The sequence below is a fragment of the Bradyrhizobium sp. LeoB3 genome (genome assembly GCF_055456055.1).
The window spans coordinates 42,799-64,077 of sequence record NZ_JBVBEF010000051.1 but is presented as its reverse complement, the minus strand read 5'-3'; the positions used below and the strand labels follow the sequence as shown (position 1 = coordinate 64,077).

Here is a 21,279-nt window from a genome sequence, read left to right as displayed (position 1 = left end):
GCCCCAGCATGGAGTTTGAATCAGAAATTCCTCCAATTGGGAATCCCGATTCCGCTAAAAAACAACACGCTCTAGAGAGAACGACGCGCTACGCCACTGCGGGCAGGATGCGCGGGCTCACGACATATTCCTTCAGCACCTTGTCGTGAGTGTCGACCTCGGTGAGAACCACGTCGTAGCTCCAGAGGTCGGCGAGGTGCTGCAGCACGCGACGCGCATCGGTTTCGACCAGTTGCGATCCCTTGACGACGGTATGGCGCAGCATCAGCCGGCGATCGCCTTCAAGGTCGACATCGACGACCTCGATGTTGGGATCGATGAAGCCGACATCGTATTGCCGCGCCAATTCGCGGCGCACCCGGCGATAGCCGCGCTCGTCATGGATGGCATCGACGCGGATGCCAGCGGTCTCCGCGGGATCGTCATGCAGATGGAACAGGCGCAGGCGCCGTACCAGCCGCGGGCTCAGGAATTGGCCGATGAAGCTCTCATCGCGGTAGTTGGCCCAGACCTCGCGCAACACGCCCATGACATCGCCCCTGCCCGCGATGTCAGGAAACCATTCGCGGTCCTCGTCCTCCGGCTCGGTCACGATCCGCTCGATGTCCTGCATCATCGCAAAGCCGAGCGCATAGGGGTTGAAGCCGGAAAAGCGGGGATCGTCGAATTCCGGCTGGAACACGACGTTGGTGTGCGACTGCAGGAATTCGAGGAAATTGCCGTCGGAAATGCGGTCCTGCTCGTGCAGCCGGTTCATGATGCGGTAATGGGTGTAGGTGGCGGTGCCCTCGTTCATCACCTTGGTCTGGCTCTGCGGATAGAAATACTGCGCGATGTGGCGAACGATGCGCAGCACTTCGCGCTGCCAGGGTTGCAGCCGCGGCGCGGTCTTCTCCAGGAAGTACAGGATGTTTTCCTGCGGCAGCCCGAGCAGGATGCGGCGGCGCTCCGCGGTCAGCGCAGCCCTGGTCTTCGCGGGCCCCGTCGGCACCGTGCGCCAGAGATCGTTGAAGGCGCTCTCCTCATGCGCGCGGCGCTCGCCGGCGCGTTTCTCCTCGGTGCGCAGGTCGAGCTTCTTCTTGCCGGGATAGCGATCGATGCCGTGCGACATCAAGGCATGCGCGGCGTCGAGCGTATGCTCGACCGCCCGCCGGCCGTGGCGATCCTCGCAGTGCGAGATATAGCCCTTGGCGAATTCGAGATAGTCCAGGATGCCGTCGGCATCGGTCCACTGCTTGAACAGGTAGTTGTTCTTGAAGAAATGGTTGTGGCCGAAGGCTGCGTGCGCGATCACCAACGTCTGCATGGTCGCGGTGTTTTCCTCCATCAGGTAGGAAATGCACGGCGAGGAGTTGATCACGATCTCGTACGCCAGTCCCATATATCCTTTGCGGTAGGACGCTTCCTGAAAGGCGAAGTGTTTGCCGAACGACCAGTGTTTGTAGAACAGGGGCATGCCGACCGACGAATAGGCGTCCAGCATCTGCTCGGCGGTGATGACCTCGATCTGGTTGGGATAGACGTCGAGACCGAGCTCCGATTTCGCGATCTCCTCGCAGGCATCGTGGACGCGCTGCAGCGTGCGGAAATCCCAGTCGGCGCCGTCGAACAGCCGCTCACCTGTCTTCGTCATGGCGTGGCCTTCTCCTGCTTGCCGCGACGCTTGAACAGATCCTGGAACACCGGGAAGATCTCGCTGCGCTCGCTCACCTTGCGCATCGCGAGCGGCGCGCCCTCGTTGCGCAGGCGCTCGTAAAGGGTCCAGAGCGAGGAGTCCGGCATGTCGAAGGTGTAGTTTGCGGCCTCGCCGACCTCGAGATAGGCGAAGAACTGGGTGACCGGGAGGATCTGCTCGGTGAGCAGCCGTCCGGTCAGGAGGCTGTCGGAGGTCATGTTGTCGCCGTCGGAAGCTTGCGCGGCGTAGATGTTCCAGTCAGCCGGTCGAAAGCGGGTGCGCACGATATCGTGCATGGCCTGCAGCGCGCTCGAGACCAGCGTGCCGCCGGAAGCGGGGCCATGGAAGAACGTATCCTCGTCCACCTCTTCGGCGCGATCGGTGTGGCGGATGAACACGATCTCGACGTGGCGATAACGCCGCTTCAGGAACACGTAGAGCAGCATGTAGAACCGCTTCGCCAGGTCCTTCATGTGCTCCGACATCGAGCCTGACACGTCCATCAGGCAGAACATCACGGCTTGCGCCACCGGCTTCGGCACCGTCTCGAAACGGCGGTAGCGGATATCGATGGGATCGATGAACGGGATCCGTTTGGCCTTGGCCTTCAGCGCCGCGATCTGCGCCAACAGTTCGGAGCGTCGCGGCTCCTCGGCCTCCGCCGCCTCCGCCTCGAGCTCGGCGATCTGTTCGGGCCGCGGCCGGCGCAGCGCGACACGACGCGCCAGCGCGAGCTTGACGGTGCGGCTCACGGAGATGTTCGCGGGCGAGCCCGAGGTGGTGTAGCCGGCGCGATGCAGGCCTTCGCTCTCCGCCTCCGCCAGCTTGCGCTTGGCGAGGTCGGGCAATTCCAGGTCGTCGAGGAACAAATTGACGAACTCGTCGCGGCTCAGGACGAAGCGGAACGCGTCCTCGCTGTCGCCCTCGCCCGGCCCCGTTCCGCGGCCACCGCCCTGGTTCGGACGCGGCAGGATATCGCCTTCGATGAACTTCTTGTTGCCGGGCAGCACCATGTCGCGGGTGCCGCCCTCGCGGCGGAAGCGCGGCTCATCCATGCCGTCGAGCGGTATGGTGATCTCACCGCCTTCCAGCACATCCTTGATGTCCCGGTCCTGCGACGTCTTCTTGACTGCTCCCTGAACCAGGGCCTTTGCGCGCCTCAAGAACCGCTGTCGGTTCTCAAGGCTCTTGCCGCCCGGATTCAGGCGCCGATCGACAATGTGCATCGTCACTTCGCATCCCGCCTCAGCCAGCCTGCTTCACCCGCATATACCATTCGACGAGACGGCGGACCTGCCGCTCGGTGTAGCCACGCTCCACCATCCGCGCGACGAAGTCGTCGTGCTTCTTCTCGGTCTCGCCGTCCTTCTTCGAACCGAACGAGATCACCGGCAGCAGATCCTCGACCTGCGAGAAGATCCGCTTCTCGATGACGTCGCGAACCTTCTCGTAGGAGGTCCAGTTCGGGTTCTTGCCGCCATTATGCGCCCGCGACCGCAGCGAGAATTTGACGACCTCGTTGCGGAAGTCCTTCGGGTTGGCGATGCCGGCGGGCTTCTCGATCTTGGTCAGCTCCTGGTTCAGAAGCTCGCGGTTGAGCAACTGGCCGGTGTCGGGATCCTTGAAGTCCTGATCCTCGATCCAGGCGTCGGCGTAATCGACGTAGCGATCAAACAGGTTCTGGCCGTAATCCGAATAGGATTCGAGATAGGCCTTCTGGATCTCGTTGCCGATGAACTCCGCGTAACGCGGGGCGAGATCGGCCTTGATGAATTCGAGATAGCGCTTCTCGACCTCCTCGGGCAGCTGCTCGCGGCGGATCGAATGCTCGAGCACATACATCAGGTGCACGGCATCGGCCCCGACCTCTGTCGTGTCGTGGTTGAAGGTGGCGGCGAGCACCTTGAACGCGAAGCGCGTCGAGACGCCGTCCATACCTTCGTCAACACCGGCGGCATCGCGATATTCCAGGACGCTGCGCGCCTTTGGATCGGATTCCTTCAGGCTCTCGCCGTCATAGACCCGCATCTTGGCGAACAGCGTCGAGTTCTCGTGCTTGCGCAGGCGCGACATCACCGAGAAGCGCGCCAAGGTCTCCAGCGTCGCCGGCGCGCAAGGTGCGCTGGCAAGCTCGGAGCCCTGGATCAACTTCTCGTAGATCTTCTGCTCCTCGGTGACCCGCAGGCAGTAAGGCACCTTGATGACGCAGATGCGGTCGATGAAGGCCTCATTGTTCTTGTTGGCCTTGAAGCTCTGCCATTCCGCCTCGTTGGAGTGCGCGAGGATGATGCCGCCGAACGGGATCGCGCCGATATTCTCGGTGCCGATATAGTTGCCTTCCTGGGTCGCCGTTAGCAACGGGTGCAGCATCTTGATCGGCGCCTTGAACATCTCGACGAATTCGAGGATGCCCTGGTTGGCGCGATTGAGTCCGCCCGAATAGCTGTACGCGTCGGGATCGTTCTGCGCGTAGGTCTCGAGCTTGCGGATATCGACCTTGCCGACCAGCGAGGAGATGTCCTGGTTGTTCTCGTCGCCGGGTTCGGTCTTGGCGACCGCGATCTGCCGCAGCCGCGACGGCTGGATCTTGGCGACGCGGAATTGCGAGATATCACCGCCGAAGGCCTCGAGCCGCTTGTAGCACCACGGGCTCATCAGCCCGGTGAGGCGCCGCTGCGGAATGCCGTACTTCTCCTCCAGCATCGGCCCGAGTTGATCCGGATCGAACAGGCTGAGCGGGCTTTCGAACACCGGGCTCAGTTCGTCGCCGGCCTTCAGCACGTAGATCGGATGCACTTCCATCAACGCCTTGAGCCGCTCGGCGAGCGATGACTTGCCGCCGCCGACCGGCCCGAGCAGATAGAGGATCTGCTTGCGCTCTTCCAAGCCTTGCGCGGCGTGACGGAAGAAGCCGACGAGCCGCTCGATCGTGTCTTCCATGCCGTAGAAGCCAGCGAACGCCGGATAGGTGCGCATCGTGCGGTTCATAAAGATACGGCCAAGGCGAGGGTCCTTGGCCGTGTCGATCATCTGCGGCTCGCCGATCGCGGCCAATAGTCGTTCTGCTGCATTCGCATATCGCATCGGATCAGTTCGACACGACTCGAGATATTCCGCCATCGACATATCGCTCTGGCTTCGAGCCTCGAACGACCTAGCGAAAGCGTTGAACAGAGAATCGTTGTACATGATCCCTCTCCACGATATGTTGCGCCGCCTTTACGAGAACGAGCCGGTTCGCCGAAACGTTCCTCGAATCACGGTCGGCATGCTGGATCTATTGGACACTCGCCAGCCTCCCTTCCGCAATGCGCGGCGCAAGCAGCAGCTGCCTTATCAACAAGCAGCCAGCCTAATAGTTCATCAAAAACGCGATTTGTCATTTACTTTCTTGGCCATGTAGCTGGTCCGCCACATCCGTGATTTTACCGGAATGCACGCCGGAGGACCGACAAAGACCAGGCTTCCCTGCCATCCGCAAATGCCGTTCTGACTGCCTTTCGGCTGCCATCGCGCTGCTCCTTCACGCCTACGAACTGCCACAGGTTTGAACGCATCCGGCTTCTGCCGCGACTAAGTCCAACCCGCCAGCACATCGTGACGCAGCGTCGTCGCCGCGCCGATCGAGGTGGCGCTTATCATTTCATATAGATCGCTTGCGTTCGCTGAACAGATCATGAAGCGTATTTTATTCTCCGTTCATCTTGTTGTCGCAGCCGCAATGCTTGCGGGAATTGGCCACAGTCAGGCCGAAGGCGTCGACAGCGCCAAGGCCGCAGCTTTCGACAAGAGAATATTCGCGGGGCCCCTGGCCGAAAAGACCTACGCCTGCTTGGTGCGCCGTTATGACGCCAATCATCTGGCGCAACATCCGAAGCAGAAAGTGAGCGCGATGAAATTATTGGTGACGGCGGAGAACGCGCGGGAGGAAAAAACCACCAGCCACTCCTTCCGCCTTGGAATTAAGTACCGTCACCGCACCGGCAATTTCGACTCCAGCGGCTTTTGCGGCCAAGTTGTCACAGAGGACGCGAGCAATGAAATCCGTTTCGATTGCGGCGTCGATTGTGAAGGTGGCGGTATCAATGTGGCATTGTCGAAAGACGACAAGTCCACCATCATCCGCCTTGAGCGGATCAGGACTTGGAATCGCAACAAGCCGGACCAAGAGGCCGAAGGCGCGCTCGTCGCCGGCGCGGACGACAAGATCTTTCGCGTCGATCACGCAGACGCGGAAGAATGTGCCGAGCTTGTGACCGACCGCCGGGAACTCGCCGCCATCAGGCACAAATGATACGCTCGCGAAGTGGATAATACGCTCGTCGGCCAGCCAACTCAATTGAGGGAGGGTGCCATGCATCGCCGCAGCATCTTGTCCGGCGCGCTTACGACTTTAGGCGCCCTAGCCGGCTCACGCGCCCGCGCCGCCACCGAGGCATCTCCTCCCGCCAACCTCAAGGTAGTCTATCACCTGAGCGACCTCGAAAAGGTCGACTTTGTGCTCGGCAACATCCAGAACCATTTCGACGGCGTCGGCGGACCCGAGAATGTGACCATTGCCCTCGTAGTCCACGGGCCGGCGCTGCGCGCAGCCTCCGCCAATCCCGACCTGTCGCGGCGCGTTCAGCAGTTTTCCAGGGATGGCGTCGAGCTTGCCGCCTGCGGCAACACCATGAAATCGCAGAATGTCAGCCTGAAGGAGCTCCTCCCCGGCTTCGTGGTCGCCGACGAGGGCGGCGTCGTCCGCCTCGCCGAGCTGCAGTCGCGGGGCTTCCTGTATCTCAGGCCGTGAACAGTGCACTGCACCGTCATAAAATTGTTCAGAGTTCGCGGTTGCATCGGATCAAATCCGAGGGATCGAACCTGTCAGGGTGGAGTTGTCTCTTTTTGATGCGCATATTCATTTTTGGCAGCCCTTTCCGCCCCGTGTTGACAATCCGGTCTCGCCCCAGAAAGCTGCTGGGGAACCCGTCCACCGACCCGATCGAGCAGAAACAGGCATCATGAACCCCGTCAAAACACTCGAAAACCACGGCCAATCGGTTTGGCTGGACTTCCTGGCCCGCGGCTTCGTCGCCAAAGGTGACCTCAAGCAGCTGATCGACGAGGACGGCGTCAAAGGCGTCACCTCCAACCCCTCGATCTTCGAGAAGGCGATCGGCAGCTCGGACGAATATGACGGGGCGATCGGCCATGCGCTGAAGAAGGGCGATCGCCCGGTCGCCGAACTGTTCGAGCATCTCGCCATCACGGACATCCAGCACGCCGCCGACGTGCTGCGTCCGGTCTATGACCAGCTCGACGGCAAGGACGGCTTCGTCAGCCTCGAAGTGTCGCCCTATCTGGCGATGGACACCAGGGGCACCATCGCCGAAGCGCAGCGGCTCTGGAAGGAGGTTCGGCGCAAGAACCTGATGGTGAAGGTGCCGGCGACGCCGGAAGGCCTACCCGCGATCGAGCACCTGATCGGCGAAGGCATCAGCATCAACATCACGCTCCTATTCTCGCAAAAGGTCTATCTCGAGGTCGCCGAAGCCTATCTGAAGGGCCTGGAGAAGTACGTCGCCGGCGGCGGCGACCCCTCGCACATTGCAAGCGTGGCGAGCTTCTTCGTCAGCCGCATCGACACCGCCGTCGACAAGCAGCTCGACGACAAGATCGCGAAGGCCAACGATCCCACCGAGAAGGAGCGGCTGGCGTCGCTGAAGGGCAAGGTCGCGATCGCCAACGCCAAGCTGGCGTATCAGGATTACAAGCGGATCTTCGCCGGACCGCGCTGGGACAAGCTGGCGGCTAAGGGGGCAAAGCCGCAGCGGCTGCTGTGGGCCTCGACCGGCACCAAGAACAAGGACTACAGCGACGTCCTGTACGTCGAGGAGCTGATCGGCCCCGACACGGTCAACACCGTGCCGCCGGCAACGCTCGACGCCTTCCGCGACCATGGCAAGGTGCGCGACAGCCTCGAGGAGAACATCGAGGACGCGCGGCGCGTGCTCGATGAACTGGAAAAATCCGGGATCTCGCTGGACGCGATCACCGCCGAACTGGTCAAGGACGGCGTCAGGCTGTTCGCCGATGCCGCCGACAAGCTCTATGGCGCCGTGGCGTTCAAGCGCGCCACCTCGCTCGGCACCGGCATCGACGGCCAGAAGCTCAAGGTCGGCGGCGAGCTTGCCAAGGCAATCGAAGAGAATACGGAGGAATGGCGTGCCTCGGCCAAGGTCCGCCGGCTTTGGCAGAAGGACAAATCGGTCTGGACCGGCGAGGATGAGGACAAATGGCTGGGCTGGCTGACCAGCCCGGCGAAGGCCGACATCGCCGACTACGAGGATTTCGCCGAGCGCGTGAAGGGCCAGAAATTCACCGACGCGGTCGTGCTCGGCATGGGCGGCTCCAGCCTGGGGCCGGAGGTGCTGGCGGAGACCTTCGCCAACAAGAGCGGCTTCCCCAAGCTGCACGTGCTCGATTCCACCGACCCGGCGCAGGTGCGGGCGATGGAAGCAGCGGTCGATATCTCGAAGACGCTGTTCATCGTCTCCAGCAAATCCGGCGGCACCACCGAGCCGAACGTGATGAAGGACTATTTCTTCGACCGCGTCTCCAAGACGATCGGCGCCGCCAAGGCCGGCCACCGCTTCATCGCAGTGACCGATCCCGGCTCGTCGCTGGAGAAGACGGCGAAGCGGCAGGGTTTTGCCCGCATCTTCTACGGCGAGCCCACGATCGGCGGCCGCTACTCGGTGCTCTCCCCCTTCGGCCTGGTGCCGGCGGCAGCCGCCGGCATCAATGTCCGCAGCCTGATCAAGCATACGCTGTCGATGGTGCGCTCCTGCGGCGCCGACGTGCCGCCGCACGAGAACCCGGGCGTGCAGCTCGGGCTCGCGATGGGGCTCGCCGGCCTCGAAGGCCGCGACAAGGTGACGATCACCTCGTCCAGGAAGATCGCCGATTTCGGCGCCTGGGCCGAGCAGTTGATCGCCGAATCCACCGGCAAGGACGGCAAGGGCCTGATCCCAATTGACGGCGAGACGCTGGCCGAGCCGGCTGCCTATGGCGACGACCGCTTCTTCATCGACCTCCGCACCGAGGGCGAGGACGACGCCGAGCATGACGCCCGGCTGGACGCGCTGGAGCAGGCCGGCCATCCCGTGGTCCGGATCGTCCTGCCGTCGATCGACCATATCGGCCAGGAGTTCTTCCGCTTCGAGATCGCGACGGCGGTGGCAGGCTCGGTGCTCGGCATCAACCCGTTCAACCAGCCAGATGTCGAGGCGGCCAAGATCAAGACCCGCGAACTGACCGCAGCGTTCGAGAAGTCCGGATCGCTGCCGGCCGAACAGCCGGTGGTCTCGACCGCCGAGGCCGACCTCTACACCGACGAGCACAACGCCGCCGCGCTGCGCAAGGCCGGCGCGGACGGCACGCTCGGCTCCTGGCTGAAGGCGCATTTGTCGCGCTCCCACCCCGGCGACTATGTCGCCCTGCTCGCCTATATCGAGCGCGACAACGCGTTCATCGATGCGCTGCAAAAGATGCGGCTCGCAGTGCGCGACAGCAGGCATCTTGCCACCTGCGCCGAGTTCGGTCCGCGCTTCCTGCACTCGACGGGCCAGGCCTACAAGGGCGGCCCCGACAGCGGCGTGTTCCTGCAGATCACCGCCGATGATGCCGAGGATCTTCCGGTGCCGGGCCAGAAGGCCAGTTTCGGCGTCATCAAGGCGGCGCAGGCGCGCGGCGATTTCGACGTCTTGACCGAACGCGGCCGGCGCGCGCTGCGCGTCCATCTCAAGGGCGGACTCGGCCCGGCGCTAGCCACGCTGGACGCCGCACTTAACGAAGCCCTCAACTAGAGCATGGTCCCGAAAAACCGGACACCGGTTCTCGGATCACGCGCAACAGTCAAGGACATGACAACATGCAGCTCGGCATGATCGGCTTGGGGCGGATGGGTGGCAACATCGTCCGCCGGCTGATGGCCCACGGCCATACCGCCGTGGTCTACGACAAGGATCCGAAGGCGGTCGCCGCGCTTGCCGCCGACGATGCCTTAGGCTCCGCCTCGCTGGAGGAATTCGTGCTCAAGCTGGAGCAGCCGCGCACCGCCTGGGTGATGCTGCCGGCCGGCAAGATCACCGAGGCGACAATCGAGGCGCTGTCCAAGCTGATGCAGCCGGGCGACACCATCATCGACGGCGGCAACACGTTCTGGCAGGACGACGTCCGCCGCGGCAAGGCGCTGAAGGAACGCGGCCTGCACTATGTCGACGTCGGCACCTCCGGCGGCATCTGGGGCATCGAGCGCGGCTACTGCATGATGATCGGCGGCGAGAAATCCGTCATCGACCGGCTCGACCCGATCTTCAGCGCGCTCGCGCCCGGCCTCGGCGACATTCCGCGCACGCCGCACCGCGAGGGCCGCGATCCCCGTATCGAGCAAGGCTACATCCATGCCGGCCCGGTCGGCGCCGGGCATTTCGTCAAGATGATTCATAACGGCATCGAATACGGCCTGATGCAGGCCTATGCCGAGGGCTTCGACATCCTCAAGAATGCGAGCAGCGAGGCGCTCCCGCCGGATCACCGCTTCGATCTCGAGATCGCCGATATCGCCGAGGTCTGGCGCCGCGGCAGCGTGATCCAGTCCTGGCTGCTCGACCTCACCGCGATCGCGTTCGCCGAGAACGCCACCCTCGATAATTATTCCGGCTTCGTCGAGGATTCCGGCGAAGGCCGCTGGACCGTCAATGCCGCGATCGACGAGGCGGTGCCCGCGGAAGTGCTGACGGCGGCGCTGTTTGCCCGCTTCCGCTCGCGCAAGGACCACACCTTCGCCGAGAAGATCCTCTCCGCCATGCGCGCCGGTTTCGGCGGCCACCGGGAGCCGCCACAAAGCGCGAAGAAGAGCTAGGGAAGGCCTAATGATGACGAACGGTCACGCGCAAAAGAAACCCGACCCTTGCTCCTTCATCATCTTCGGCGTCACAGGCGACCTCGCGCACCGGCTGGTGATCCCTGCGCTCTATAATCTCGCCGCGACCAATCTGTTGCCCGACAGATTCTGCATCGTCGGCGTCGCCCGCGGCGGCATGTCGAACGAGGAATTGAACGCGAGCCTGATGAAGGGATTGCGCCAGTTCGCGACCCGTCCGGTCGATGAGACCGTCGCCAAACGCCTGTTCGAATGCGTGACCGCGGTCGAAGCCGACCCGAAGGATCCCGCCTCCTTCGACAGGATGGCGAGCGAACTCAAGGAACGGGAAACGGCGCGCGGCACCGGCGGCAACCGGCTGTTCTATTTGGCCACTCCGCCGGGCGCCTTCCTGCCGATCACCAAGCAATTAGCCCGCACGGGCATGCTGGCCGAAAACGGCTATTGGCGGCGGATCGTGATCGAGAAACCGTTCGGTACGGACCTTGACTCGGCGAGGCACCTCAATACCGAGTTGCTGAAGGTCGTCGACGAGCACCAGATCTACCGGATTGATCATTACCTCGGCAAGGAAACCGTCCAGAACATCCTGGTGCTGCGCTTTGCCAACGGCATGTTCGAGCCGATCTGGAATCGGAATCATATCGACCACATCCAGATCACCGTCGACGAGAAGCTCGGCGTCGGCCATCGCGGCAGCTTCTATGACTCGACCGGCGCGCTGCGCGACATGGTGCCGAACCATCTGTTCCAGCTGATGTCGCTGGTGGCAATGGAGCCGCCGATCCGCTTTGATGCGCATTCGGTGCGCACCGAGAAGGCGAATGTGCTGGCCGCGATCCAGCTCCAGAGCGAACAGGAAGCGCTGCACAATTCGGTGCGGGGGCAGTATCGCGGCGGCAAGATCGGCGACACCGTGATCGAGGACTATTGCAAGACCACGGACGTCAAGCCCGGCAGCGCCACCGAGACCTATGCCGCGCTCAAGCTGATCATCGACAATTGGCGCTGGGCCGGCGTGCCGTTCTATCTGCGCACCGGCAAGGCCTTGGCCGCCAAGCGCACCGAGATCGCCATCAAGTTCAAGCAGGCGCCGTTCGCAATGTTCCGCGACACGCCGATAGACCAGCTCTCGCAGAACTACCTCGTGATCTCGACCGAGCCGACCGAGGGCATCGAGCTGCAGTTCAACACCAAGGTTCCCGGCCCGACCATCAACATCGACGGCGTCGAGATGAAGTTCCGCTACAAGGACTACTTCAAGGCCGAGCCGTCCACCGGCTATGAGACGCTGATCTATGACTGCATGATCGGCGACAACATCCTGTTCCAGCGCGCCGACAGCGTCGAGGCCGGCTGGCAGGCCGTGCAACCCTTCCTCGATGCCTGGAAGAAGGCTGGCGGCGCCGGCCTGCAGCCCTACAAGGCCGGCTGCGAGGGCCCCGAGGCCGCCAACGCGCTTCTGACCCGCGACGGCCGTAGCTGGCGAAAGCTCGGCTGACCATGACCGCCGTCGGCCGCCGCCAGATCATCACCGTCGCCGATCCCGCAGCGCTGGCGAACGCCGCCGCCGAACGCGTGCTGGCGCGGATGGCCACGAACAGCGGCCGGATCGCGATCTGCCTGACCGGCGGATCGAGCCCGAAAGCGCTCTACCGGTTGCTTGCGACCGAGCCGTACCGCGCCAGGATCCCATGGGACCGCGTGCACTGGTTCATCGGCGACGAGCGCTTCGTGCCGCCTGACGATCCCAGGAACAACATGGCGATGGCGCGCGCGACATTCCTGGATCGCTACGCGCCCGCCCCCCACATCCATCCGATCCCGACCTATGCCGCCAGCCCCGATGAAGCGGCGGAGCGCTATGCGCGCGAGCTGCAATCGTTCTACGGCGCGGAAGATCTGGACGCCGCCCGTCCGCTGTTCGATCTGGTGCTGATGGGTGTCGGGCCGGATGGACACACCGCCTCGCTGTTTCCGAACTACCCCGCGATCGAGGTGATCGACCGTTGGGCGGTCGGCGTGCCCAAGGCCAATGTCGAACCGTTCGTGCCGCGCGTCAGCCTGACCCTGCCGACGCTGGCTTGCTGCCGCGAAATGCTGTTCGAGGCCGCGGGCACGGAGAAGCGCGCAATCCTGACCCGCGTCTTCGCCGGCGAGAACCTGCCGGCGAACCGCGCGCAATCGATCGGCGAGACGGTCTGGTTGATCGACGAGGCGGCGCGGCCGGAGAATTTTAGTGGCTGATCCGGCAACCCTCTGCGCCCTCGTCGTGATGGGCGTCTCCGGCTCAGGCAAGAGCACGATCGGCGAGACGCTCGCGGGGCGGCTCGGCTGGCGTTTCGAGGACGGTGATCGCTTTCACCCCGCAAGCAATGTCGCGAAAATGAGCGCAGGCCAGCCGCTCACCGATGACGATCGCCGCCCCTGGCTGCAGGCAATCGCCGATGAGATCGACCGCGTCTGCAAGGCTGGCGAGCGCCTGGTGGTCGCCTGCTCGGCGCTGAAGCGCGCCTACCGCGACATCCTGCTGCATGGACGCAGTGACGTCGGCATCGTCTTCCTCGACGGCACCGAGGCGCTAATCGCGAGCCGGCTCGCCCATCGCAAGGGCCATTTCATGCCACCGGGCCTCCTCGCCAGCCAATTCCAGACCCTGGAGCCGCCGGCCCTGAGCGAACAACCGATCACCGTCTCGATCGACGCGACGATCGAGACCATCGTCGACGCCATCATCCGCCAAATGAAGTAGCCCCATGACCCGCATCGCCCTGCTCGTTTCCGACGTCGACGGTACGCTATTGACCAAGGACAAGGTTTTGACGGCCGCCGCCCGCGCAGCCGCGCAAAAACTGCATGCGGCGGGCGTCGGCTTCACCATCGTCTCCAGCCGCCCCTCGATCGGCATGGGATTTTTGATCGAGCCGCTGGCGATCACGCTGCCGGTCGGCGCCTTCAACGGCAGCTCGATCATCGATCCAGAGCTCAAGCCGATCGAGCAGCACCTGATCCCGCCCGCGACCGCGCGGCGGGCCATCGATCTGCTCCGCGAATTCGGCGTCGACATCTGGCTGTTCACCAACGACCGCTGGCTGACGGCCAATCCCGACGGCGAATATGTCGCGCACGAGCGGCACACCATCAGGCACGAGGCGACCATCGTTACGGATTTCACGCCCTATCTCGACCAGGCCTGCAAGATCGTCGGCGCCTCTTCCGACGCCCCGCTGCTCGCGCGCTGCGAAAGCGCGATGCAAGAGGCCGTCGGCACCGAGGCGACCGCCGTCCGCTCGCAAACCTATTATCTCGACGTCACCCCGCCCGGCCACGACAAGGGCACCTTTGTCGAGGCAATGGCAAAACGATTGGGCATTCCGACCGAGGCGGTGGCAACCATCGGCGACATGCGCAACGATTTGCCGATGTTTGCGAGGAGCGGCGTTCAGTTCGCGATGGGCAACGCCAGCGACGAGGTCAAGAGCCAGGCGAAGTTCGTGACCGACAGCAACGAGCATGACGGCTTCGCCAAGGCGATCGAGATGGTGCTGAACTATAACGAGACCGCGTGACGGCGAATGCACCGCCGTCCCGTCAGCTCTCCTTGCTCCCCGCGCCCTCGACAAAATCCACCGGCGTCTCTTTCTTGACGCTCGTCCCAAGCAGCGTTGCGTCCCAGTTGGTCAGACGGACGCAGCCATGGGATTCCGATTTGCTGATCTTCGATGGTTCAGGCGAACCATGGATTCCGTAACCCTCCCCTGAAAGCCCGATCCAATATGATCCGACCGGATTGTTCGGGCCGGGCTTGATGACGAACGGCCGCTTGGCGTGCACGCCCTTGAACTTGTACGCCGGGTTGTAGCGGTAGAAGGGATTGGCGTCAGACGAGATCACCTTGAGCGTGCCGCTCGGCGTCGGCTTGTCCTCGCTGCCGACGGTTGCCGGAAAGAAGGCGACCAGCGCGCCGCCGCCGTCGAAGGCCTTGACGGTCTGCCGCGACTTGTCGACTTCGATCCGCGCCACGTTCAGCTTCAGCTGGGGATCGCGACCGTTGACGACAAGAATGGTCTCGCCGGCCCGGTCGAACTTCTTGCCGGGGTTGAGCTGGGCCAGCAGCCCCTCGCTCATGTGGAATTTCTCCGCAAGCGCCTCGCGCGCGCTCTTGTAGCCGAGCGCCGGCAGCGATTTCATGGCCTCCAACTTGGCGGGGATCCTCCTGATAAACGGTCCTTTCACATCCTTTTCGGAGATCGTGTAGCTCGTGATGATGTCGCCTTGGGCAGCCTCGTTCAGCTTTGCCCAGATCTCCGGGGTGAGCGTCTTTTGGAACGTCAGGCCCTTAGCTTCCGCGAACGCCTGCAGCGCCTTGCGCGTATTCTCGGCAAACTTGCCGTCGATCTCTCCGGGCGAGAACAGCGCGCGCTCGAGCAGCACCTGGGCCTTGATGATGGTCGCGTTGGCCTTTTCCTCGGACGCGGGGCGAGCCCGGTACCCGGCCTTGTTGATCGCCGCGGCATCAAGGCCGGCAGCGAACGCCTGCCCCGACATCAGACATGCAAGCAGCGCTGCGGCGAACAGGCGAGCCATTGCCGATCCTCCAACCAGATATTTGCAGACAATGATCGTTGACCCCGCCGGTTCCTTCGCGCGGGTCCGCGCGGTAGCCTATTTCGACCGCTGCACGGCCGGCTTCTCGGCCGCCCGCTTGGCGTCGCTGAGATTGTGCGCGGTGTTGATCAGCGCGATATGAGTCAGCGCCTGCGGGAAATTGCCGGTCTGGCGGCCGGCGATGGCGTCGTACTCTTCGGCGAGCAGGCCGAGGTCATTGGCAAGCGCGATCACGCGATCGAACAGCGTTTGCGCCTTCCCGACCTCGCCCGCGAGCACATAGGAATCGGCAAGCCAAAGCGTGCAGGCGAGGAAGGCGCCTTCGATCGGCTGCTCCTCTTCGGAGACTTCGCGCGGATCGTGCCGCATCACGAAGCCATTGCGCATCAGGTATTGCTCGGTCGCGGCCAAGGTGCCGAGGATTCGCGGATCGGTCGGCGGCAGGAACCCGACCGCCGGCAGCAGCAGCAGGCTGGCGTCAAGCAGTTTCGAACCATAGGATTCGACGAACGAATTGAGCTCGGGGTCGAATCCCCTGGCGCAGATGTCGCGGTGGATTGTCTCGCGCAGCATCCGCCATTTGTCGAGCGGCGCCTTGAGGCCGAATTGTTCGACACTCTTGATGCCGCGGTCGAAGGCGACCCAGGTCATCACCTTCGAAAAGACATAGTGCTTGCCCGCGCCACGACGCTCCCAGATTCCGTGGTCCGGCCGGTCCCATTCTTCCGCAAGGTGTTCGAGCACAGCGCATTCCAGCGACCAGCTCGCATCGTCGAGCTGCAACTTCGCGACGCGCGCCTGGTGGAAGGCGTCGATCAATTCGCCGTAGACGTCGAGCTGCAGTTGCGCATGCGCGGCGTTGCCGATGCGCACCGGCTGCGCGCCCTCATAGCCGGGCAGCCAGACCGCTTCCCACTCCAGAAGCCGCCGCTGGCCCATGATGCCGTACATGATCTGCATGTTGGCCGGCGCCCCCGCCGCCGCGCGCAACAACCAATTGTGCCAGGCCAGCGCTTCCTCGGTGTAGCCCGAGTTCATCAGCGCCAGCAGCGTGAAGGTCGCATCCCGCAGCCAGCAGTAGCGGTAGTCCCAGTTACGCTGGCCGCCGAGTTTTTCCGGCAGCGAGGTCGTGGGCGCCGCGACGATGCCGCCGGTCGGCGCGAAGGTCAGCGCCTTCAGCGTGATCAGCGAGCGCAGCACGAGGTTGCGACCAAACCCCTCATAGGTGCAGCGGCTCGACCATTCGGTCCAGAACGCTTCGGTGTCCTGCAAGGCTTGGGCGGGATCGATCGGCCCGGGAACCGGCAGATGCGAGGGTCCATAGGTCATCACGAAAGGCAAGCTCTCGCCTTCGCCGACCGTGAATTCGGCCACCGTGGTCATGTTATGTCCGTGGGTCTCGACCGGCGAGCGGAGCACGATCATGTCCTGCCCCGCGATCGCCAGCAGCGCCGATCCGTCCTCGCTCTTCTTGACCCAGGGAATATCCGCGCCCAAGCCGAAACGGATGATCAGCTCCATCCGCAAGGCGACGGTGCCCTTCACGCCATGCACCAGCCGGACGACGTCGGACGCATTGCCGCGCGGCGGCATGAAATCGATCAACTCGATGACGCCGCTTTCGGTCTCGAACCGCGTCTCCAGGATCAGCGTGTTGTCGCGGTAACGGCGGGAGGTTTTGATGATGGTCCCAGCTGGCGCGATCAACCAGCGGCCATGCCTGTTGTTGCCGAGCAGCGCCGCGAAACAGGCATCGCAATCGAAGGCGGGCCAGCACAGCCAGTCGATCGATCCGTCGCGGCCGACAAGCGCCGCCGTCTCACAATCGCCGATCAGTCCGTAATCCTCGATCCTGCAAGACACGGTGGCGACTGCTCCTCTCTTGTTTGAGCATGATCTCCGCGCAAACGCCGCGCCTTAGTCGCGAGGGAAAACCAGTTCCCACTTTTGCGGATCATGCTCCAGGTTTATGCGGACGACCGTGCGCGCGTGGCGTTCTTCAGTGCTTCGACATCGATGGCGGAGGCAATATGCTCGATCGACACCGGCAGCCGCCGCCGCCAGTTTGGATGTTCGTCGACGGTGCCGGGGATGTTCGGCTGGTCGACCAGGCCGAGCAGGTCCTCCAGCGAGATTGTCAGCAGGCGGGACCTGGTCCGGGAGAGGAAAGTAGCGACCGAATAAAGATCATGGCGGTCGATGCCATTCTGGCGCAGCACCTCGTCCAGCATGCCTAGCGCATGCCAGCGCGCCTGGTCGCTTTCGCCCGGATCGATGCCGAGCGAACGCTTCAGCTTCAGATCGCTGAACGAGCGCCAGCCGGCATAGGTCGCAAGATCATGGGTGTTGAAGGTGACGAGCGCATTGGCGGCGTAGCGGTCGGTGCCGCGAAACGCCCCGGTGTCGTCGCGCTCGAACATCATCACGAGATAGGACCAGATGCCCCAGTCGTTCATCTGCTCGCGAAAACCGTCCGGCACGGTGCCGAGATCCTCGCCGATCACGACGCACCGATGCGCCACGCTCTCCTGCGCGGTTGCGGCCAGCAGCGCCTCGAACGGCATCTGCACATAGGCGCCGTTCTCGGGGCCAAAGCCCTGCGGCACCAGATAAAGCCGCTTCAAGCCGAGCACATGGTCGAGCCGGATTGCGCCGGCGTGGCGCATCGAGGCGCGCAGCATCTCCCGATACGGCTCGAAGGAGCGCATTTCGAGGCCGGCGGCGTTGAAGCCGGCAAGACCCCAATCCTGCCCGGCGGTGTTGAGCGGGTCGGGCGGCGCCCCGACGCCGAGCAGGCGCGAGATCGCGCCCTGCTCGTTCCAGGCATCGAAGCCGTCGGACTGCACGCCGACGGCGACATCGAGATAAAGCCCAACCTTCATGCCGAGCTGGTGCGCCAGCGCCTTGCATGCCGCAAGCTGCCGGTCAGCGTTCCATTGCACGAACTCGACGAATTCGATCTCGCCGAAATCGGCGCCCTTGCGCAGGCGGCTGCACTTGCCGTCGTCCGGCCGCCGCCATTCTTCGGGCCATTCCCACCAGGGCTGGTTGAACTTTTTCCGCAACACCTCGAAACACGCGAAGCGCGACAAGAGCGGCCCGCGCTCGCTCCTGAAGCGTTCGAAGTCCTGACGGCGCTCGAGCGTCGGGCTCGCCTTGAAGCTCGCAAACGCGGAGCGCAGCGCCTGCCATTTTGACGCCGCAACCGCACGATAGTCGACGATGTCCCCGGCGCGCAGTTGCGCGAGCTTGTCCTTCGCGCTGGGATCGACGCGGAATTCCGGCAGCTTCTCGACGTCGATATAGAGCGCGTTGAGGAACAGCCGGCTGTTCGGCGAATAGGGGCTACAATCACCGGGGCGGTCATCGAACAGCGCATGCAGCGGGTTAAGTCCGACACCACCGGCACCCAATTGATGGGCGAGTTCGATCAAGCCCCGCAGATCTGTGAAATCGCCCATGCCCCAATTGCGCGCGGAACGCACGCTGTAGAGCTGAACCGCAAGCAGCCAGCAGCGGTCAAAATCGCCGCCAAAGGCACGTTCCGGTGCGACAATCAGCGGCAGCTCTTCGGTCGATCCGGCAGCATCGTTCAGGCGGAGCTGGTACACCCCGACCGGCAAATCCTGCGGCCAGGATATCGTCCGGTCGCCCGCCTCACCCTTCGCCATCATTTTGCCACCAGCCGAAATCGTCCATCCGACCGGCAACTTGGCGTCGATCGAAAGCTCCGAGGGCGCCGGGCAGCGGCGCCGCACGACAACCGGCTGATCGATCCACCGGCGTGGCTCGCGCGGCGGCAAGGCGTCAAGGATCGTTTTCAACGCAGCCGCGTCTGTCACACGGCGGTGGCCCTGACCGTCGATATATTCGGTCGTAATTCCAAGGTCTCTGGCTTTGGCGTAGGGGTCCATTCGGCACGCGCTTTGCACATGACCCGGGAGAGTGGGTCACGAAATTATGTAGATGCGGGAAGGGGATAGATGACGTTTAACTCGCTGTCCTTCGAGGCGTTCCATGGGAACCAATGTCCCATGAGCGGCTTTCTATATCAGTCCGGAGCGTATCCTTCACGCAACGGGGGCGTCATTTCCTTGTCAATGGCGGCATCACCGTGAACAAAACCGCTCAAACTGTCGAGAGTGCCGCCGGCACTTTCCATATCGAAGACGTCTATCCGCTGATCGATGGCGGCCGCTACCCCGTGAAACGCATCGTGGGGGAGCCCGTTGAGGTCTGGGCCGACGTCTATCGCGACGGGCATGACATCGTCGCCGCAGAACTGATCTGGCGCGGCGAGCTCGACCACGAATGGCGGCGCGAGCCGATGACCATGCACGGGAACGATCGCTGGTTTGGCTCCTTCGTCCCCGACACGCCCGGCCGTTATTTCTATGCGATCGAGGCCTGGACCGACGAATTCGCCACCTGGCGGCACGGCTTTGAGCTGAAGCAGAAGGCCGGCACCGATGTGACGCTCGATGCCATCGAAGGCGCGGGCATGCTGACCAAGGCGCAGGCCGGCGGACGGGCGGCGGCGGCCATCATCCTCAAGCAGTGCGAGGCCTATCTCCAGACCGGCGATCCGGCTGCCCTGCTCACACCTGAATTGCAGGACGCGATGGCCGAAAGCCAGTCGCGACCCGACCTGACGCGCTCACAGCTCTTCCCGTTCGTCGCCGATCGGCCGCGGGCGCGCTTCGGCTCCTGGTATGAGATGATCCCGCGCAGCCAGGGCAAGGTCGAGGGACAGCACGGCACCTTCCGCGACTGCATCGACCGGTTGCCTGACGTCGCGGCGATGGGGTTCGACGTGGTCTACTTCACGCCGATCCACCCGATCGGCAAGATCAACCGCAAGGGACGCAACAATGCGGTCACCGCCAAGGAAGGCGATCCCGGCAGCCCCTACGCGATCGGCTCGGCCGAAGGCGGCCACGACGCCATCCATCCGGAATTGGGCACGTTGCAGGACTTCCGCGCCTTCGTCGCGGCATGCAGAGAGCACAACATGGAAGTCGCGCTCGACTTCGCGGTGCAATGTTCGCCGGACCATCCCTGGCTGAAGGAACATCCGCAATGGTTCAAGAAGCGCCCCGACGGTTCGATGCGCTATGCGGAGAATCCGCCGAAGAAATATGAGGACATCGTCAACCCGGATTTCGGCTGCGAGGATTCAGGCTCGCTGTGGAATGCGCTGCGGGACGTGATCCTGTTCTGGGTCGACCAGGGCGTGAAGATCTTCCGCGTCGACAATCCCCACACCAAGCCGTTCCCGTTCTGGGAATGGCTGATCCACCAGGTGCAGTTGCACCATCCCGACGTGATCTTCCTCGCCGAAGCCTTCACCCGGCCGAAGCTGATGAAGGGATTGGCAAAACTCGGCTTCACCCAGTCCTACACCTATTTCACCTGGCGCACCCAGCGCTGGGAGCTGGAGCAATACCTGATCGAGCTCACCCGTTATCCGGAGCGCGACTTCTACCGACCGAATTTCTTCGTCAACACGCCCGACATCCTGCCCTTCCATCTGCAGGGCGGCGAACCCTGGATGTTCAAGTCGCGCGTGGCGCTGGCGGCGACGCTGTCCGGCACCTACGGCATCTACAACGGTTTCGAGCTGCTGGAGCACGAGCCGATCCCCGGGCGGGAGGAATATCTCGATTCCGAGAAATACGAGATCAAGGTGCGTGACTGGGACAAGCCCGGCAACATCAAGCCCTATATCCGTGACCTCAACCTGGCGCGCCGCGCCAACGCAGCGTTGCAGCAGACCAGCAATCTGCGTTTCCTGCCCATCGAGGACGGCAACGTAATCGGATTCGTCAAGGAATCCGTCGACGGGAGCAACACGGTTGCGGTCGCAATTGCATTGTCGCGCGACGCCCACGAAGTCTGGCTGCCGCTCGGCGATGTCCAGACGGGCACCGGCGATGAGCGCCGCCACGTCGCTGCGGTCGAGAACCTGATCACGGGCGAACGCCATGCACTCGACTGGGGCGGCATCCGGGTGCGGATTGACCCGATGCGCGATCCGGCGGTGCTGTTCCGCTGCCTGGCCTGAAGG

Annotated in this window: 15 protein-coding genes; 9 read left to right on the top strand and 6 right to left on the bottom strand. The window is 63.4% G+C overall.

Annotated elements, in window-relative coordinates; all coding sequences use genetic code 11:
- Positions 1-88: 88 nt before the first annotated feature.
- The 3 genes from ACZXDY_RS27690 to ACZXDY_RS27680 are packed head-to-tail and all read right to left on the bottom strand — an operon-like array spanning position 89 to position 4,864.
- Positions 89-1,633: a SpoVR family protein gene (locus ACZXDY_RS27690; protein WP_028166582.1), complete on the bottom strand. Its 1,545-nt coding sequence runs from the start codon at positions 1,631-1,633 to the stop codon at positions 89-91.
- Positions 1,630-2,901 carry a YeaH/YhbH family protein gene (locus ACZXDY_RS27685; RefSeq protein WP_035691318.1) on the bottom strand — a complete coding sequence of 424 codons (1,272 nt, stop codon included), beginning with the start codon at positions 2,899-2,901 and terminating at the stop codon, positions 1,630-1,632. The genes ACZXDY_RS27690 and ACZXDY_RS27685 overlap by 4 nt, the downstream gene beginning before the upstream one ends.
- A 19-nt stretch (positions 2,902-2,920) precedes the next feature.
- Positions 2,921-4,864 carry a PrkA family serine protein kinase gene (locus ACZXDY_RS27680; RefSeq protein ID WP_028166580.1) on the bottom strand — a complete coding sequence of 648 codons (1,944 nt, stop codon included), beginning with the start codon at positions 4,862-4,864 and terminating at the stop codon, positions 2,921-2,923.
- 487 nt (positions 4,865-5,351) lie between these two features.
- Here ACZXDY_RS27680 and ACZXDY_RS27675 point away from each other — a divergent pair, with 487 nt between their 5' ends.
- From ACZXDY_RS27675 to ACZXDY_RS27640, 8 genes are all read left to right on the top strand, one after another.
- Positions 5,352-5,969 (top strand): hypothetical protein, encoded by a 618-nt coding sequence (locus ACZXDY_RS27675; RefSeq protein WP_464347690.1) that lies wholly within the window; start codon positions 5,352-5,354, stop codon positions 5,967-5,969.
- A gap of 60 nt (positions 5,970-6,029) precedes the next feature.
- Positions 6,030-6,467 (top strand): DsrE family protein, encoded by a 438-nt coding sequence (locus ACZXDY_RS27670; protein WP_464347687.1) that lies wholly within the window; start codon positions 6,030-6,032, stop codon positions 6,465-6,467.
- Between the two features lie 211 nt (positions 6,468-6,678).
- Positions 6,679-9,525: a bifunctional transaldolase/phosoglucose isomerase gene (locus ACZXDY_RS27665; RefSeq protein ID WP_464347686.1), complete on the top strand. Its 2,847-nt coding sequence runs from the start codon at positions 6,679-6,681 to the stop codon at positions 9,523-9,525.
- A 65-nt stretch (positions 9,526-9,590) separates the two neighbouring features.
- Positions 9,591-10,583 carry a phosphogluconate dehydrogenase (NAD(+)-dependent, decarboxylating) gene (gene gnd / locus ACZXDY_RS27660; protein ID WP_464347685.1) on the top strand — a complete coding sequence of 331 codons (993 nt, stop codon included), beginning with the start codon at positions 9,591-9,593 and terminating at the stop codon, positions 10,581-10,583.
- Between the two features lie 10 nt (positions 10,584-10,593).
- Positions 10,594-12,105 carry a glucose-6-phosphate dehydrogenase gene (gene zwf, locus ACZXDY_RS27655; protein ID WP_464347684.1) on the top strand — a complete coding sequence of 504 codons (1,512 nt, stop codon included), beginning with the start codon at positions 10,594-10,596 and terminating at the stop codon, positions 12,103-12,105.
- A gap of 2 nt (positions 12,106-12,107) precedes the next feature.
- Positions 12,108-12,851: a 6-phosphogluconolactonase gene (gene pgl / locus ACZXDY_RS27650; RefSeq protein WP_464347683.1), complete on the top strand. Its 744-nt coding sequence runs from the start codon at positions 12,108-12,110 to the stop codon at positions 12,849-12,851.
- Between the two features lie 28 nt (positions 12,852-12,879).
- Positions 12,880-13,356, top strand: coding sequence for a gluconokinase (locus ACZXDY_RS27645; RefSeq protein ID WP_464347689.1), 477 nt, complete (start codon positions 12,880-12,882; stop codon positions 13,354-13,356).
- 4 nt (positions 13,357-13,360) lie between these two features.
- Positions 13,361-14,173, top strand: a complete 813-nt coding sequence (locus ACZXDY_RS27640; protein ID WP_464347682.1) for an HAD family hydrolase — start codon at positions 13,361-13,363, stop codon at positions 14,171-14,173.
- 22 nt (positions 14,174-14,195) lie between these two features.
- Here ACZXDY_RS27640 and ACZXDY_RS27635 read toward each other — a convergent pair whose 3' ends face one another.
- From ACZXDY_RS27635 to malQ, 3 genes are all read right to left on the bottom strand, one after another.
- Positions 14,196-15,191 carry a L,D-transpeptidase family protein gene (locus tag ACZXDY_RS27635; protein WP_464347681.1) on the bottom strand — a complete coding sequence of 332 codons (996 nt, stop codon included), beginning with the start codon at positions 15,189-15,191 and terminating at the stop codon, positions 14,196-14,198.
- 78 nt (positions 15,192-15,269) lie between these two features.
- Entirely contained in the window at positions 15,270-17,075 is a 1,806-nt protein-coding gene (locus ACZXDY_RS27630) for a glycoside hydrolase family 15 protein (protein ID WP_464347680.1), read from the bottom strand.
- 104 nt (positions 17,076-17,179) lie between these two features.
- Positions 17,180-19,126: a 4-alpha-glucanotransferase gene (gene malQ, locus ACZXDY_RS27625; protein WP_464347679.1), complete on the bottom strand. Its 1,947-nt coding sequence runs from the start codon at positions 19,124-19,126 to the stop codon at positions 17,180-17,182.
- Between the two features lie 200 nt (positions 19,127-19,326).
- Between malQ and ACZXDY_RS27620 the strand changes: the two genes are divergently transcribed.
- A complete protein-coding gene (locus tag ACZXDY_RS27620; RefSeq protein ID WP_464347678.1) occupies positions 19,327-21,276 on the top strand; it encodes an alpha-1,4-glucan--maltose-1-phosphate maltosyltransferase in 1,950 nt (649 codons plus the stop codon).
- Positions 21,277-21,279: the final 3 nt, after the last annotated feature.

Excerpts from the sequence above, each read along its gene's own strand:
- ACZXDY_RS27690 (WP_028166582.1), bottom strand. The coding sequence starts at position 1,633 with ATGACGAAGACAGGTGAGCGGCTGTTCGACGGCGCCGACTGGGATTTC.
- ACZXDY_RS27685 (WP_035691318.1), bottom strand. The coding sequence starts at position 2,901 with ATGCACATTGTCGATCGGCGCCTGAATCCGGGCGGCAAGAGCCTTGAG.
- ACZXDY_RS27680 (WP_028166580.1), bottom strand. The coding sequence starts at position 4,864 with ATGTACAACGATTCTCTGTTCAACGCTTTCGCTAGGTCGTTCGAGGCT.
- ACZXDY_RS27675 (WP_464347690.1), top strand. The coding sequence starts at position 5,352 with ATGAAGCGTATTTTATTCTCCGTTCATCTTGTTGTCGCAGCCGCAATG.
- ACZXDY_RS27670 (WP_464347687.1), top strand. The coding sequence starts at position 6,030 with ATGCATCGCCGCAGCATCTTGTCCGGCGCGCTTACGACTTTAGGCGCC.
- ACZXDY_RS27665 (WP_464347686.1), top strand. The coding sequence starts at position 6,679 with ATGAACCCCGTCAAAACACTCGAAAACCACGGCCAATCGGTTTGGCTG.
- gnd (WP_464347685.1), top strand. The coding sequence starts at position 9,591 with ATGCAGCTCGGCATGATCGGCTTGGGGCGGATGGGTGGCAACATCGTC.
- zwf (WP_464347684.1), top strand. The coding sequence starts at position 10,594 with ATGATGACGAACGGTCACGCGCAAAAGAAACCCGACCCTTGCTCCTTC.
- pgl (WP_464347683.1), top strand. The coding sequence starts at position 12,108 with ATGACCGCCGTCGGCCGCCGCCAGATCATCACCGTCGCCGATCCCGCA.
- ACZXDY_RS27645 (WP_464347689.1), top strand. The coding sequence starts at position 12,880 with ATGGGCGTCTCCGGCTCAGGCAAGAGCACGATCGGCGAGACGCTCGCG.
- ACZXDY_RS27640 (WP_464347682.1), top strand. The coding sequence starts at position 13,361 with ATGACCCGCATCGCCCTGCTCGTTTCCGACGTCGACGGTACGCTATTG.
- ACZXDY_RS27635 (WP_464347681.1), bottom strand. The coding sequence starts at position 15,191 with ATGGCTCGCCTGTTCGCCGCAGCGCTGCTTGCATGTCTGATGTCGGGG.
- malQ (WP_464347679.1), bottom strand. The coding sequence starts at position 19,126 with ATGGACCCCTACGCCAAAGCCAGAGACCTTGGAATTACGACCGAATAT.